The organism is Saccharopolyspora erythraea (genome assembly GCF_018141105.1).
GTDB classification, from domain to species: Bacteria; Actinomycetota; Actinomycetes; order Mycobacteriales; family Pseudonocardiaceae; genus Saccharopolyspora_D; species Saccharopolyspora_D erythraea_A.
Map to the genome: position 1 here is coordinate 940495 of NZ_CP054839.1, position 13557 is coordinate 954051.

The window sequence follows — 13557 nt, forward strand, 5'->3', positions numbered from 1 at the left end:
GAAGACGCGAATGATCAACGAAACAGCAGGGGGATTCGCACTCCATGTCCGTCCGCAACACGCTCGCAGTCGTCCTCGGTTCGGTGGCGTTCTCCGCGCTCGCGCTCACCGGTTGCTCGGCCGGTGCGCAGGAGCAGCCGCCCGCGCCGGCCGCCGCGCCCGCCGCCCCGGCTCCGGTGAACTTCGCCGCCCCCAAGAAGGGGGAAATCGACATCCGCGGCGGCAAGCACGGCAACCAGGAGCGGGTCGTCTTCGACTTCAGCGCCCTCCCGGAGCTGTCCGAGGTCAAGCTCATGAAGCACGAGGTCAACAAGCAGAAGCCGGTGTGGGGCGGTTCGGGTGAGCCGGTCGACGGCATGAAGGGCTCGCAGTTCCTGCACGTGCTGCTGCAGACCAACGGCTCGCCGTGGGTGACCGCCGGTCCGGAGACCTTCGACCTGCCGACCGCCGAGAGCGGTGTCGTCAACGACAACGAGGGCGGCACGGTGGAGCTGACCGTCGGGCTCGACGCCGGGGTCAAGTACGACGTCGAGGTCCAGGGCGAGAAGGTCGTCATCAACATGACCCGCGCCTGAGGGCCCTTTCTTCGGACTCACCTTGCGCGGCGGTGCCGGTGGCGGGGGTGGGCCAAGCGGCTGCGCCGCTTGAAAGACCAAGGACGGGCTCTGGGCGCGACCGGCGCGGTATGCGGTGGATCACACTCTCTGAGGTCGTACGATTTCGGACTGTGGCGAGGTTCCTTCGTTGTGTGACTTCATGAGAGGGTGATCGTTGTGAGGTTCGTCATGCCGCGCCACGGGCGCCTGCTCGCGTCGATCGCCACCGCCGGAATCCTGCTCGCCGGTTGCGGAACCGGCCAACCCGGCGCCGCCGCCATCGTCGGCGACACCCGGATCCCGGTCGGCCAGGTGCAGTCCTGGTTCACCGAGGTGCTGGACAAGGAGCCCGGACTGCGTCCGCAGCTGCAGCAGCAGGGGACGACCGACGAGCTCGGCCGCAGGCTCGCGTCCTTCACCGTCCAGCAGGAGCTGATCCGCCAGGCCGCGATCGAGGAGGGCCTGCGCGTCGACGAGCAGCGGGTCACCGCCGCGATCGACCAGATGGGCGGGCCGCGCGCCGCGACCCAGGGCACGATCTTCACCGAGGGCAACATCCGGGACATGACCCGGTCGCGGCTGCTGGCCGCCGAGCTCGCCCGCAAGTACGTCGACCGGCTGTCGGTCACCATCGACTACACGCAGGCCAGCACCCGCGCCGAGGCCGAGGCCAAGGCGCACCGGCTCGCGCGGAGCCCGCAGGAGGCCGCCGCGCTGCTGCAGGCCGACCGCCAGGCGGGGCTGCGCGCGGTCTCCGGCGAGCGGGTCTGGGCCGCCGACCAGGGCGGGCAGATGGCAGGCGCGACACCGCTGTTCGGCATGCGGCCGGGTTCGGTGGTCGCCTTCGAGCTCGAGCCGCAGTCCGGGCAGTGGCTGGTCGCAGTGGTCCGGCAGCGCGACACCGCGACCCCCGCGCCCACGCCGGTGGCAGCGCAGCTCGACGAGGCGAGCCTGCAGAAGATCGGCACGAACCTCGTCGGGATCACCGCCGACCGGGTCGGCGTGCAGCTCAGCCCCCGCTACGGCGTCTGGGACCGGGTCGCGCTCGGCGCCGCGCCGAACGCGGGTGAGACCACCGGATTCTGGCTGCCAGGCGGACAGCCCGCCGCGACCTGACGGGCACCGGGCGCGGGACCTCCCCGCGCCGCGGGCTCCGGTGGTGGGCCTCGGCGCAGGCCGCGGGGTCCGCCCCGGGCGGACTGGGACAATGGCGGCATGAGCGAGCTTCGGGTTTCGGACGGCTGCGCGGTCGTCCTGGTCGACGACCGGCTCGGCGAGGTGCTCCCGGCCGCGGCGGCGCCGCTGCTGCGGCGGGCCACCGCCGTCTACGCCGAGGCGGGGCTGGCCGACACCACCCGCGCCGCGCTGGAGGCGCCGCAGCCGCCGCCGGTCGACGAGCTGCTGGCGCTGGCCGCGCGGGAACCCGTCGTCCTGGTCGCGCCCGAGCTGGGCTCCGCCGAGGCCGACGCGCTGCACGCCGCGGGCGCCAGCCTCGTCGAGGCGCCCAGGCCCGCCGGGGTGGAGCTGCTGGACGCGGTCACCGTGATGGACCGCCTCCGCTCGCCCGGCGGCTGCCCGTGGGACGCCGAGCAGGACCACGACACCCTGCGCAGGTACCTCGTCGAGGAGACCTACGAGCTCCTCGACGCCATCGAGCAGCGCGACCGCGCCGCACTGCGCGAAGAGCTCGGCGACGTGCTGTTGCAGGTCCTCTTCCACGCCAGGATCGCCGCCGAACACGGCGAGGACCCGTTCGGCGTCGACGAGGTCGCGGCCGAGCTGGTGAGCAAGCTGGTGTCGCGGCACCCGCACGTCTTCTCCGGTGCTGAGCACGTGCACGACTCCGAGTCCCAGCAGGTGCGCTGGGAGGAGCTCAAGCAGGCCGAGAAGAAGCGCGAGTCCATTGTGGATGGTGTCGCGCTCGGTCAGCCCGCGGTGGCGCTGGCCGCCAAGCTCGTGCAGCGCGCGGAGCGCGCGGGGGTGCCCGCGGACGTGCTCCCGAGCGGTGACTCCGCGGGCGAGCTGCTGTTCTCGGTGGCGGCCAGGGCCCGGCTCGCGGGCGCCGACCCGGAGGACGAGCTGCGTGCGGTCGCGCTCGCCTTCGCGGGGCAGGTGCGGGCCGCCGAGTCCAAAGCCCGCGAGTCCGGCCGGGAGCCCGCGGAGCTGTCCGGTCCGGAGTGGGTCGGCTTCTGGCGGTCGGCTTCGGCCGGGCACGCATGAGCGTCCGCCGGCCGTGACCGGCGGACGCCCACCCGGCCGGCGGTGACCAGCGGCCTGCTGTGACGATCACCGCTGGATCCGCAGGTCACGAAACCGGGCTGCTCGCCGACATTCCACACGGGGCCTGCTGGGGGCGGTCGTGCCCCGAACCCGACGCGACTACGAGCGCACGCGCCGCGTGCGCGGCAGGAGGACCTCTTTGCGGCAGCGACCGAGCAGGCAGTGGGTGCTGTTGGGGCTGACACCCGTGATGACGCTGGCGGTCTCGTGCGCCGTCCCCGTCGCGCAGCCGGCGCGGGAGAGTCCGGTGACCGAGACCGAGCCCCCGACCGCCGCGGCTCCGCCCGACCCGGGCGTCGATCCGCCGCCGCTGCGGCTGCTGGCCGCGGGCTCGCCGCCGCTGACCCCGGAGACCAGGCCGCAGAACCAGCTCGTGCCCTGGTCGGAGTCGATGGCCGACGCGCTCAACATCCCGCGCGCCGCGCTGCAGGCCTACGGCTACGCCAGCACCGCCGTCGCCGAGAGCGCGCCGGGGTGCGGGCTGAGCTGGACGGTCCTGGCCGGCATCGGGGTGGTGGAGTCCAGCCACGGCCGCTTCGGCGGCGCGAGGCTCGACCGCACCGGCAGGCCCAGCATCCCGGTCGTCGGGCCGCCGCTGGACGGCACTCCGGGGGTCAAGCGCATCGACGACACCGACCGCGGCGAGTTCGACGGCGACCAGGTGTGGGACCGGGCGGTGGGGCCTCTGCAGTTCATCCCGCAGACCTGGCGGGTGTGGGCGGTCGACGCCGACGGCGACGGTGCCGCCGACCCCAACGACATCGACGACGCCGCGCTGGCCGCCGCCAGGTACCTGTGCGACGTGGCGGGGGACATGCGCGACCCGGACCGCTTCTGGACGGCTCTGCTCACCTACAACGCCAGCCGCGAGTACGGCCAGGACGTCCTGGACCACGCCGACGACTACGGCCGCCGGAGCAGGGCCATCCCCACCGGGCCGTAGGGCGCGGCCCGCGCGGTGAGACCGCCGCCGTCGGCGGTGGTCCTGAGAGCTACTGGCAAGTAGCCTGGGTCGGGTGATCGAGACCACCGCCCGTCGGCGCCGCGTCGCGGGGGTGCTCGCCGCGCTCGGACGGCTCGGCGTGGCCCTCGCCCTGCTGGCCGCGCTGGCCGGCGGGGTCGGGCTGGCCGCGGTGCTGAGCACGCCGCCGACCGCGCCAGTCGCCGGTCCGCAACCGGTGCAGGAGCTGGAACCCGCGCACGTCTCGCCGGGATCGGTCGCTCCGCCGGAGCAGGCGCCGATCCCGCAGTCCGCGCCGGGCACCGACCCGGTTCGGCAGTGGGCCGACAGGGTCTCGGCCGACGTCGACATCCCCGCCCGCGCGCTGGTCGCCTACGTCAACGCCGACCTGGCCATGCGGCAGTACCAGCCCGGGTGCCGGATCTCGTGGGCCACGCTCGCCGGGATCGGGCGCATCGAGTCCGACCACGGCCGCTACGGAGGCGCGCTGCTGCGCGAGGACGCCCGGCCGTCCCGGCCGATCATCGGCGTCGCGCTCGACGGGACGCCGGGGGTGCGGGTCATCGGCGACACCGACGGCGGGGCGCTGGACGGCGACCGGCTCTACGACCGGGCCGTGGGGCCGATGCAGTTCATCCCGTCGACCTGGCGCAACTGGGCCACCGACGGCAACGGCGACGGACTCGGCGATCCGCAGGACCTCGACGACGCGGCGATGGCCGCGGCTCGCTACCTGTGCAACGGCGGCCGGAACATGACCACCGGCGGCGGCTGGTGGGCCGCGGTCATGTCCTACAACAACTCGCAGGAGTACGGGCAGAAGGTGTTCGCGCTGGCCGAGCGCTACGCCGCCGCCGGGTCGCGCCGCAGCTGACGGCCGCCGGGGTCACCGCGCCCGGGAGTCGACGGCGATCCGGGCGTTGATCTCGCCCAGGGCCTCCTGGTAGGCGGGGTCGGGGTTCATGGTCGCGGCCAGCCGGAGCTGCGTGCGGGCCTCGATGAGACGACCCTGGCGTTGCAGGGTGCGGCCGAGGACCAGCCGGGCGTAGTGGTCGGAGGGGTCCAGCTCCAGCACCCGCAGGAACGCCAGCTCGGCCCGCCGGAACTGGGCGGAGAACAGGTAGGCGCGACCCAGCAGGAGCTGAACGCTCTTCTTGTCCGAGGCGATGTCGAGGACGGGTTCCAGAACGCGGATCGCCTCCAGCGGGCGCCGCTGCGCGACCAGGCTCTCGGCCCGGCGGAAAGCTTCCACGGTGCCTTCGGTGGTCATAGGTGAACAACGGTACGTTCTACCGGCCCGTTCCTCGACGTCCGACCGGATGGTGGTACACGTCCGAACGATCGTTCCCCACTGGTGCGCTCGCATGACCGGCACGCTCCCGCCGGCGGGACGGGCGGAGGCCCCCGGTCGGCGCGAAACCGCTGATCAAGACGCTTTTCGCAGGCCCGCGGCCGGGTACGCCGCATGACGACGGCCACGCCGGCGGATCCGAGCGAGTCTGCGGCGGGGCCGATCGGGCCCCGGTTAGGCTCGTAACCGGTCGTCGGGCGTTCGGCCCGCACCACCGGCGCGCGCGCAACGCCGGGGCGGCTCGACACGTCCGTAGTTAAAACGCTGATTAGGAGCACACGTGGCGATCATCGAGCAGGTCGGTGCCCGCGAGATCCTGGACTCCCGCGGGAACCCCACCGTCGAGGTCGAAGTCGCACTGGAGGACGGCACGCTCACCCGCGCCGCGGTTCCCTCGGGTGCCTCGACCGGCGAGCACGAGGCCGTTGAGCTGCGTGACGGGGACGCCGAGCGCTACGGCGGCAAGGGTGTCGAGAAGGCCGTCGAGGCGGTGCTGGACGAGATCGGCCCGGAGCTGGCCGGTGTCGACGCGATCGAGCAGCGGGTGGTGGACCAGAAGCTGGTCGACCTCGACGGCACGCCGGACAAGTCCCGGCTGGGTGCCAACGCGATCCTGGGCGCCTCGCTGGCGGTGGCCAAGGCCGCGGCCGAGTCGGTCGGCCTGGAGCTGTTCCGCTACGTCGGCGGGCCGAACGCGCACGTGCTGCCGGTGCCGATGATGAACATCCTCAACGGCGGCGCCCACGCCGACACCGGCGTCGACGTCCAGGAGTTCATGATCGCCCCGATCGGCGCGGACTCCTTCTCCGAGGCCGTGCGCTGGGGCGCGGAGACCTACCACAGCCTGAAGTCGGTGCTCAAGGCCAAGGGCCTGGCCACCGGCCTGGGTGACGAGGGCGGCTTCGCCCCCGACCTGCCCAGCAACCGGGAGGCGCTGGACCTGATCGCCTCGGCGATCGAGAAGGCCGGCTACAAGCTGGGCCGCGACATCGTGCTGGCGCTCGACGTCGCCGCGACCGAGTTCTACCGCGACGGCGCCTACCACTTCGAGGGCTCCAAGCGCAGCGCCGAGCAGATGGCCGGCTACTACGGCGAGCTGCTCGACGCCTACCCGCTGGTCTCGATCGAGGACCCGCTGTCGGAGGACGACTGGGACGGCTGGGTGCAGCTGACCAGCGAGGTCGGCGAGCGCGTGCAGCTGGTCGGTGACGACCTGTTCGTCACCAACCCGGAGCGGCTGGAGGAGGGCGTCAGCCGCCGCGCGGGCAACGCGCTGCTGGTGAAGGTCAACCAGATCGGCACCCTGTCGGAGACCCTGGACGCGGTGCACCTGGCCACGTCCTGCGGCTACAAGAGCATGATGAGCCACCGCTCGGGCGAGACCGAGGACACCACGATCGCCGACCTGGCGGTGGCCACCGGCTGCGGCCAGATCAAGACCGGTGCCCCCGCGCGCAGCGAGCGGGTCGCCAAGTACAACCAGCTGCTGCGCATCGAGGAGACCCTCGGTGACGCGGCGCGCTACGCGGGCGAGCTGGCCTTCCCGCGGTTCACACCGGAGGCGTGATCATGAGCGGACGCGACCGCGGCCAGCGCCGCCGCCGGGGCGAGAGCCCGGCGGCGCGGCGATCCGAGCGCGTCCGCCGGAACACCCCCAGGTCCTCGGGCAAGCGGCCGGGCGGGCAGTCGCCTGCCCGGTCGCGCCCGAGGTCCAGCAGCAGCGGCGGCGCGTTCAAGCTCTCCTCCACGCGGCACGCGGCGGTCCTGGCGATCGTGGTGTGCGCGATGGCGCTGAGCGTGTCGGTGCCGCTGCGCACCTACCTCAGCCAGCGCGCGGAGCTGGCCCACCAGGAGCAGCGCAAGGTCGAGCTGGTGCAGCAGGTGCAGGAGCTCGAACAGCGGCGGACCGAGCTGTCCGACCCGGCCCGCATCGAGGCCGAGGCCAGGGCGCGGCTCGGTTACGTGCGGCCGGGCGAGACGCCCTACGTCGTGGAGGTCCCCGCGGCGCCGCAGGCACCAGCGCCCGCGGCCGAACCGCGTGGCGACGGCAGGCCGTGGTACGAACGCCTGTGGGACTCGGTGACGGGAAAGGAACAGTGACGTTGGCGGGCACATCGACTCCGGGCGCGGACGCCGCGGAGCCGGGCGGGACGTCCTCGATCAGCGAGGCCGACCGCGAGGTCATCGCGCGGCAGATCGGCAGGCCGCCGCGCGGGCTGCGCGCCGTCGCGGCGCGCGACGGGGCGGGCGAGCCGACCGTGGTGCAGACGAACCCGCGGCTGGAGGACGGCACGCCGTTCCCCACGCTGTACTACCTGACCTCGCCCCGGCTGGTGTCGGCCGTCTCGACGCTGGAGGCCGAGGGGCTGATGCGGGAGATGGCCGACCGCCTCGCGCAGGACGACGAACTCGCCGAGCAGTACCGCCGGGCCCACGAGTCCTACCTCGCCGAGCGCGACGCGATCGAGTCGCTGGGCACCGACGTCAGCGCGGGCGGCATGCCGGACCGGGTCAAGTGCCTGCACGTGCACGTCGCACACGCCCTCGCCAAGGGGCCGGGCGTGAACCCGTTCGGCGACCAGGCGCTGGAGCTGATCGCCGAGCGCTGGCCGGAGAGCTGAGCCGCACCTCCCGCGTTCGCCCGGCCGGTGGTCCCGGTGCCCGGCCTTCGGAGCAGCGCTCGTCCGCTCGCCGGGTTCGCCGAACGGTGCCGGCCGCGGGCCGATACACTGCCCACTCCAGGACGTCGCGTGTAGTCATCCTGAGGTCACTGACAGTTAAGAGGCGGAGCGCACCATGGGCTACGTCCGCGGTTTTCCTCCCGGCAGGTCCTTGACGCGGGCAGACCTGGAGTCGATGCCTCATGACGGGCACCGATACGAGCTGCTGGACGGGGTCCTCGTCGTGAGCCCGTCGCCGCGGCCGCTGCACCAGCGCGCGATCCTGCGGTTGATCGTCGCGCTGGAACCGGCGTGCCCGGCGACCCACGAGGTGCTGCCCGCGCCGGTCGACGTCATCCTCGCCGAGGACACCGTGCTCATCCCCGACGTGGTGGTCGGCAGGCGGGACGCCTTCACCGAGCAGGCGCTGATCGGCCCGCCGGTGCTGGCCGTCGAGGTGCTCTCGCCCCGCACCAGGCATTTCGACCTGCACCTCAAGCGGGCCAAGTTCGCCGAGGCCGGCTGCCCGCACTACTGGGTCATCGACCCCGACGAGCCCCGCATCCGGTGCTGGCGCCTCGGTCCCCGCGGCGCGGTCGACCTCGACTCGCCCACCTCCTGCGCGGAGCCGCTCGACGGCTACACCGAGACCGCTTCGGTGGCGGGGCAGCAGTGGCTGGAGCTCAACGAACCGTTCCCGGTGCGGCTGCGACCGGCCGATCTCGTCTCCAGCCATCGGGGCTGAACAACCCGGTTTCTCGGCGGTTTCTCGCCATCCGGGCAACGCCATCGCCGTCCCGTTCCGTCTTCCCGGCACAGGGGTGACACCGGAGTCGCCGCCGAGCGCTGCTTGCCGCGGTGGTGTATCCAGGAGGCCGCGTTCCGGTTGGGGTACCGGGTGGCGCGTCGGTCGTAGGGAGTCACTCCGCCGGCGACCAGGAGGAGCAGTGACAGCTCGCAGGAAGCATTCGCGCAGGGGGAATCCGCTTTTCCGGCAACGCAGGCGCAGATCGCGCTGGGTGGCGGTCACCGCGCTCACGCCTGTCCTGCTCGTGCCCGCCGCGCTGATCGGTGCCTCCAGCGGCTTCCAGGCTTCCGCGCCGACGGCGGGCGGGGCGTTGCGAACGGATGCCGACCCGCGGGAGCTCGGCGCGGGCGGGCGGATTCCGCAGGCCGACCAGCTCAGCCCGGAAGTGCTCGACCGGGCCGGGGACCCGGAGCGGCTCGCGACCGGCGCGGGGCCCGCGGTCGAGGTGCCGAGCGGACCGCTGGGAATCCCGGAACCGATGCTGTCGGCCTACGTCGCGGCTGCCGAGCGCGCGTCGGAGTCGACCCCGTCCTGCGGGGTGCACTGGTCGGTGCTCGCCTCCATCGGCCGCATCGAGTCCGGGCACGCCCGCGGCGGCGAGGTCGACGTCGTGGGCACGACGGTGGAGGCCATCCTCGGCCCGCGGCTCTCCGGCGGACCCGGGATCGCGGCGATCCCGGACACCGACGGCGGCCAGTACGACGGGGACCCGACCTGGGACCGGGCGGTCGGCTCGATGCAGTTCATCCCGTCGACCTGGCGCAAGTACGCGACGGACGGCAACCAGGACGGCGTCAGCAGCCCGCACAACGTGCACGACGCGACCGTCGCGGCGGCCGAGTACCTGTGCTCCGGGGGGACGAACCTGCGTGAGCCGGCGAACCTGGCCGCCGCGGTGTTCCGCTACAACCACTCCGACGAGTACGTGCGCACCGTCCTGGTGTGGGCCTCCGCCTACGCCAAGGGCGTGACGCCGACGCCGTCGGAGCCGGCACCGGAGGTCGACGACGTGCTCGAGGGCAACCGCCTGCCCGACGGCCCGGCGGTCCTGGCGATGCCGCAGGCGCCGCCTCCGGCCGGTGCGCCCGCGCCGGTGCCTGGGCCTGCTCCGGCGCCGACGGCGCCCCCGCCGAACGGCACCCCGCCACCCGCACCGTCGTCGAGCACCCCGCCGGGCAGCACCCCGCCGTCGACCACTCCGCCGGGGAGCACTCCGCCGGGGAGTTCGACTCCGCCGGAAAGCTCGACCCCGCCGGGGAGTTCGACTCCGCCCGGGAGTTCCACGCCTCCGCCGGAGAGCAGCAAGCCTCCGGAAAGCACCACGCCGCCGCCCGAGAGCACCACGCCGCCGCCCGAGAGCACCACGCCGCCGGAGAGCACGACTCCTCCGCCGGAAAGCAGCAAGCCTCCGGAAAGCACGACACCGCCCCCGGACAGCACGACACCGCCCCCGGACAGCAGCACACCTCCGCCTGAGAGCAGCAGGCCGCCGGAGGATCCGGGACCGCCGCCGTCGTGCCAGGTGCCGGTGCTGCACAACGGCGAGTTCGTGACCGAGCAGGACAGGCCGGCGGCCGGGAACGACCTCGCGCCGGGCCGCACCGATCCCGCATCGGCGACCGGCGGCGCGACCGTCTACGTCGAGCCGGGCGACGGCGGGCCGCTGGTGCCGTGCGTCGTGCCGGACGACTACGCCCCCGCGCAGCGGTGATGTCCTGGGAGTGAAACCGCTCCACCCGGCAGGCGGTGTCCTGGTGCCAGGGACACCGCCTGCCGCTTTCCAGGCCCGCGACACCGCCGGTCGAGGTCGCTGGACCGGGTGGAGATGGTTTGGCAGACGGGTGAATCTCTGTGTGATCACCCGTTTTCGCCCGGCGGTTCGCGCGCTCGCCCTGGACGCGCTGAGTCACCATGGGTCGCCCGTCCGAAGGAGTCCGCGCTCGCCACTTCCGTGTGACGCGGAGTTGTGGCACCACGCGCGAGCGTCCGCCGGGCGCGCTACTAGCGTGGGGGCCAACAGCGCGGGGCAGCGCGGGGCGGGCCTGCGGCGGCCTGCCGGCGCACGTATCGAGGAGGACCAGCGATGTCACGGGTCGCGGCGATCGACTGCGGAACGAACTCCATCCGGCTGCTCGTCGCCGACGTGACGGTCTCCCCGGGGCCGGACTCCGATCCCGACGGCGGGACGCGCCACCTGCGCGACATCCACCGCGAGATGCGGATCGTGCGGCTCGGCCAGGGCGTCGACGCCACCGGCAGGCTCGCCGACGAGGCGCTCGAGCGCACGCGGGCCGCGCTGGTCGACTACGCCAACATCGCGCGCCGCAAGGGTGTGGAGCGCATCCGCATGGTGGCGACCTCGGCGACGAGGGACGCCTCCAACCGCGAGGAGTTCTTCGCCATGGTGCGCGAGACCCTCGGCATCGACGCGGAGGTGATCACCGGCGACGAGGAGGCTCGGCTGTCGTTCATCGGCGCGGTCGGCGACCTGGACCCGCAGGACGGGCCGTTCGTGGTCACCGACGTCGGCGGCGGATCGACGGAGCTGGTGGTGGGCACCTGGGACGGCGTGCGCGCCGACATCACCGCCGCGTACTCGGCCGACATCGGCTGCGTCCGGCTGACCGAGCGGAGCCTGCACGGCGACCCCCCGGCCGAGGACGAGGTCCGCGAGGCCGTCAAGGTCGCGCGCGGCATTCTGGACGACGCGTTCGCCGCCGTCGATTCCTCGGATGCCCGGACCTGGGTCGGGGTCGCCGGAACGGTCACGACGCTTTCGGCCATCGCGCAGAATCTGCCGGAGTACGATCCCGCCGCCATTCACCTTTCCCAGATATCCCGGAATGAACTCGAACGGACAACCGAACAGTTGTTGTCGATGACCCACGACGAGCGCGCCCGGATCGGCTCGCTGCACGCGGGCCGGGTGGACGTGATCGTCGGCGGCGCGCTGGTGGTGAAGGTGCTGGCAGAGGAGCTGTCGGAACGCGCCGGAATCGACTCGATCACCGTCAGTGAACACGACATCCTGGACGGCATCGCCCTGTCTATCAGCTAGTTCCCGGAGTGTGGTCGTCCTATTCCACCTTCTGAGTGACGGGGTTTCTGGATCGAGCCAGAAGGTGACGGCTTTGTGACAGCGGATTGCTGTGAGCCCGTTCTCACTTATGTTTACGCTCGTCTGACGCGGCGGTGAACGCCGCCGTGCGTGGTGACCCCCGAAAATCCCCGACGGGGCACACGTGGAAGCGGGAGGACGTACATGCGAAAGGGACGCTTGGCCGCTGCGGTCGCGGTCCCCGTGGCGGTGGCGATGCTCGCCAGTGCCTGCGGCGGAGGCGGTAGCGCCTCGGGTGAGGACGGCATCGTCACCCTCGACTGGGGCGAGCCGGAGAACCCACTGGTTCCGGGCAACACGACCGAGGAGAACGGCGGCTTCGTCATCAACGCCCTGTTCACCGGCCTCGTCGAGTACCGGGCGAGCGACCTCAAGGTCGAGAACGCGGTCGCGGAGTCGATCACCACGACCGACAACACGAACTTCACCATCAAGCTGAAGCCGGGCTGGACGTTCCACGACGGCACCCCGGTCAAGGCCAAGAACTTCGTGGACGCCTGGAACTACACCGCCTACGGCCCCAACGGCTTCCAGGGTTCGAGCTTCTTCGAGCAGGTCGACGGCTACGACGTGGTCCATCCGAAGGACCCCGACGGTGAGGCCGGCCCCGCGACCCCGCCGACGCCGCCGACGAAGGAGATGTCGGGCCTCAAGGTCGTCGACGACAACACCTTCACGGTCAAGCTCAAGAACCCCTTCACGATCTTCCCCGTCGTCCTGGGCTACTCGGCCTACAAGCCGCTTCCCGACTCGTTCTTCGCCGACCCGAAGAAGTTCGAGGAGCGCCCCATCGGCAACGGTCCGTTCAAGTTCGTCGACCGCACGCCGAACGTCGAGCTCAACGTCGCCGCCTACGAGAACTACGCCGGCGCGGACAAGCCGCAGATCAAGGGCGCCAAGTTCAAGGTCTACGAGCAGCTCGACGGCGCCTACCAGGACCTGGTGTCGGGCAACCTCGACTTCCTGCGCGCGATCCCGGTCTCGGCCCTGGTCGGCGACAAGTGGAAGCAGGACCTCGGTGAGCGCGCCAAGGAGAAGCCGGGTCTGCTGACCCAGAACATGGGCTTCCCGATCTACGACGAGCAGTTCAAGAACCCGCTGCTGCGCAAGGCGATCTCGATGTCCATCGACCGCAAGACCATCACCGAGACGGTCTTCGCGGGCGGCCGCGACCCGGCGGACGGCTTCGCCACCCCCGCCGTCGAGGGCTTCGTGCCCAACCAGTGCGGTGAGGCCTGCGAGTTCAACCCGGAGAAGGCCAAGCAGTACCTGGCCCAGGCCGGTGGCTTCAAGGGCACCCTGACCGTCAAGACCAACGGCGACGGCGGACACAACGAGTGGAGCGAGGCCGTCGCGGCCAGCATCCGCCAGAACCTGGGCATCAACGTCGTCTTCACCCCGGTCCCGACCTTCGGCGAGTTCCGGCAGACGGCGAACGCCTTCCAGTTCGACGGCCTGTTCCGCACCGGGTGGAAGGCCGACTACCCGAACCTGGAGACCTTCCTGACCCAGCTGTACCGCACCGGGGCGTCGTCCAACGACTACGGCTACTCCAACCCGGCCTTCGACGCGGCACTCGACCGGGCGAACGCAGCTCCCACGATCGAGGAGGCGAACAAGGGTTACGCCGAGGCCGAGAAGCTGCTGGGCCAGGACCTGCCGATCGTCCCGCTGTGGACGCAGCCGGTCCAGTACGGATTCTCGGAACGGATCGCAGCGGGCGAGGTCAAGGCTTACCGTGAGCTTGACCTGACCACCGTGCGTCTCAACCCGTAACGATCCG

13 protein-coding genes and 1 pseudogene are annotated in these 13557 nt (G+C 72.2%); 12 read left to right on the plus strand and 2 right to left on the minus strand.

The genetic code is table 11. The annotated features are described in order from the left end of the window. Nucleotides 1-44: 44 nt before the first annotated feature. From HUO13_RS04310 to HUO13_RS04330, 5 genes are all read left to right on the plus strand, one after another. Nucleotides 45-575: an AMIN-like domain-containing (lipo)protein gene (locus tag HUO13_RS04310; RefSeq protein WP_211900197.1), complete on the plus strand. Its 531-nt coding sequence runs from the start codon at nt 45-47 to the stop codon at nt 573-575. 198 nt (nt 576-773) lie between these two features. Continuing rightward, nucleotides 774-1712, plus strand: a complete 939-nt coding sequence (locus tag HUO13_RS04315; protein ID WP_249124443.1) for a SurA N-terminal domain-containing protein — start codon at nt 774-776, stop codon at nt 1710-1712. 99 nt (nt 1713-1811) lie between these two features. Continuing rightward, complete coding sequence (locus tag HUO13_RS04320; RefSeq protein ID WP_211900198.1) at nt 1812-2816, plus strand: MazG family protein; 1005 nt, start codon at nt 1812-1814, stop codon at nt 2814-2816. Nucleotides 2817-3015: 199 nt separating this feature from the next. Further along, nucleotides 3016-3819: a lytic murein transglycosylase gene (locus HUO13_RS04325; protein ID WP_249124444.1), complete on the plus strand. Its 804-nt coding sequence runs from the start codon at nt 3016-3018 to the stop codon at nt 3817-3819. Nucleotides 3820-3892: 73 nt separating this feature from the next. Beyond that, nucleotides 3893-4711 (plus strand): lytic murein transglycosylase, encoded by an 819-nt coding sequence (locus HUO13_RS04330; protein WP_211900199.1) that lies wholly within the window; start codon nt 3893-3895, stop codon nt 4709-4711. 12 nt (nt 4712-4723) lie between these two features. Here the strand turns inward: HUO13_RS04330 and HUO13_RS04335 are convergent, their stop codons facing one another. After that, on the minus strand, nt 4724-5107 hold the full coding sequence (locus HUO13_RS04335; protein ID WP_211900200.1) for a tetratricopeptide repeat protein: 384 nt from the start codon (nt 5105-5107) through the stop codon (nt 4724-4726). Nucleotides 5108-5468: 361 nt separating this feature from the next. Here HUO13_RS04335 and eno point away from each other — a divergent pair, with 361 nt between their 5' ends. The 5 genes and pseudogenes from eno to HUO13_RS38295 form a co-directional block, all read left to right on the plus strand. Then, on the plus strand, nt 5469-6755 hold the full coding sequence (gene eno, locus HUO13_RS04340) for a phosphopyruvate hydratase (protein ID WP_211900201.1): 1287 nt from the start codon (nt 5469-5471) through the stop codon (nt 6753-6755). A 2-nt stretch (nt 6756-6757) separates the two neighbouring features. After that, a complete protein-coding gene (locus tag HUO13_RS04345) occupies nt 6758-7288 on the plus strand; it encodes an FtsB family cell division protein (protein WP_211900202.1) in 531 nt (176 codons plus the stop codon). A 2-nt stretch (nt 7289-7290) separates the two neighbouring features. Beyond that, a complete protein-coding gene (locus HUO13_RS04350; RefSeq protein WP_211900203.1) occupies nt 7291-7809 on the plus strand; it encodes a DUF501 domain-containing protein in 519 nt (172 codons plus the stop codon). 175 nt (nt 7810-7984) lie between these two features. Further along, the gene (locus HUO13_RS04355; protein ID WP_211900204.1) at nt 7985-8593 is read left to right on the plus strand and encodes a Uma2 family endonuclease; all 609 of its coding nucleotides are present in this window, start codon (nt 7985-7987) and stop codon (nt 8591-8593) included. Between the two features lie 541 nt (nt 8594-9134). Beyond that, a pseudogene (locus HUO13_RS38295) lies at nt 9135-9647 on the plus strand (lytic transglycosylase domain-containing protein); the annotation flags it as partial. Here HUO13_RS38295 and HUO13_RS38300 read toward each other — a convergent pair. Further along, a complete protein-coding gene (locus tag HUO13_RS38300; protein WP_432757847.1) occupies nt 9611-10258 on the minus strand; it encodes a hypothetical protein in 648 nt (215 codons plus the stop codon). The pseudogene HUO13_RS38295 and the gene HUO13_RS38300 overlap by 37 nt on opposite strands. A 481-nt stretch (nt 10259-10739) precedes the next feature. Here HUO13_RS38300 and HUO13_RS04365 point away from each other — a divergent pair, with 481 nt between their 5' ends. Together HUO13_RS04365 and HUO13_RS04370 are read left to right on the plus strand one after the other, a co-directional pair. Continuing rightward, nucleotides 10740-11714: a Ppx/GppA phosphatase family protein gene (locus tag HUO13_RS04365; RefSeq protein WP_211900206.1), complete on the plus strand. Its 975-nt coding sequence runs from the start codon at nt 10740-10742 to the stop codon at nt 11712-11714. A gap of 204 nt (nt 11715-11918) precedes the next feature. Next, nucleotides 11919-13550 carry a peptide ABC transporter substrate-binding protein gene (locus tag HUO13_RS04370; RefSeq protein ID WP_211900207.1) on the plus strand — a complete coding sequence of 544 codons (1632 nt, stop codon included), beginning with the start codon at nt 11919-11921 and terminating at the stop codon, nt 13548-13550. Nucleotides 13551-13557: the final 7 nt, after the last annotated feature.